This is a genomic window from Sporosarcina siberiensis (assembly GCF_042681925.1).
Taxonomy (GTDB): Bacteria; Bacillota; Bacilli; order Bacillales_A; family Planococcaceae; genus Sporosarcina; species Sporosarcina siberiensis.
The window spans coordinates 1-1604 of record NZ_JBHUGI010000007.1 but is presented as its reverse complement, the minus strand read 5'-3'; the positions used below and the strand labels follow the sequence as shown (position 1 = coordinate 1604).

Below are 1604 nucleotides of genomic sequence, written 5' to 3'. Positions count from 1 at the left end.
GTCCGGGGAGGCGCGAGCACCCTTTGATCCGGAGATTTCCGAATGGGGAAACCCACCTTTACGGTCTGCGAATGTGAACTTCAGCTCCGGCTGGAGTTCTGGTTCGTAGGTCGTTCAAAGGTACATTGACCTGAATACATAGGGTTCAATGAGCGAACCCGGGGAACTGAAACATCTCAGTACCCGGAGGAAAGGACATCAACCGAGACTCCCGTAGTAGTGGCGAGCGAACCGGGACCAGGCCAGTGCTGTCGTGACATAAAGCCGAACGATCTGGAAAGGTCGGCCATAGCGGGTGATAGCCCCGTAGGCGTCAATTAGCGACAGACTCGAGTAGGGCGGGACACGTGAAATCCTGTCTGAACATGGGGGGACCATCCTCCAAGCCTAAGTACTCCTCAGTGACCGATAGTGAACAAGTACCGTGAGGGAAAGGTGAAAAGCACCCCGACGAGGGGAGTGAAATAGAACCTGAAATCGGAAGCCTACAAGCAGTCGGAGCCACCACGCGTGGTGACGGCGTACCTTTTGTATAATGGGTCAGCGACTTCATGTGCCGTGCAAGCTTAAGCCGTTAGGTGTAGGCGCAGCGAAAGCGAGTCTGAATAGGGCGAATAAGTACGTCGCATGACGACCCGAAACCAGGTGATCTATCCATGAGCAGGTTGAAGGCTGGGTAACACCAGCTGGAGGACCGAACCCGTGCCCGTTGAAAAGGTCTGGGATGACTTGTGGATAGGGGTGAAAGGCCAATCAAACCTGGACATAGCTGGTTCTCCGCGAAATCTATTTAGGTAGAGCGTCAGACGAATTCCTTGGGGGGTAGAGCACTGGATGGATGCGGGCGGCGCGAGCTGTACCAATTCTAACCAAACTCCGAATACCCAAGAGAACTATCTGGCAGACACACGGCGGGTGCTAACGTCCGTCGTGAAAAGGGAAACAACCCTAACCATCATCTAAGGCCCCCAAGTAACGGCTAAGTGGGAAACGATGTGGGATTGCTTTGACAACCAGGATGTTGGCTTAGAAGCAGCCATCATTTAAAGAAAGCGTAACAGCTCACTGGTCAAGCGATCCTGCGCGGAAAATGTAACGGGGCTCAAGCCGTTCGCCGAAGGTATGGGTGTGCGCAAGCACGCGGTAGCGGAGCGTTCCGTAAGCCTGTGAAGGTCAGCCGTGAGGCTGGCTGGAGGTATCGGAAGTGAGAATGCTGACATGAGTAGCGACAAAGAGTGTGAGAGACACTCTCGCCGAAAGTCCAAGGGTTCCTGCGTAAAGTTAATCTGCGCAGGGTTAGCCGGCCCCTAAGGCGAGGCCGAAAGGCGTAGTCGATGGGAACCAGGTAAATATTCCTGGGCCAGTTGGAAGTGACGAATGACGTAAGTTGTCAGGGCTTATTGGATTGCTCCTGGCAGCGAAGTTGTTCCTGGAAATAACTCCAACAGAGACCGTACCCGAAACCGACACAGGTGGACTGGTAGAGCATACCAAGGCGCTTGAGAGAACTATGCTGAAGGAACTCGGCAAATTGCACGCGTAACTTCGGGATAAGCGTGACTCACCTTGCGCAAGCAAGACTGAGTGGCACAGGCCAGGGGGTT

Annotated in this window: 1 rRNA gene; it reads left to right on the top strand. The window is 54.1% G+C overall.

Annotated elements, in window-relative coordinates:
- Positions 1–1604 (top strand): 23S ribosomal RNA (locus ACFSFY_RS04840); the annotation flags it as partial.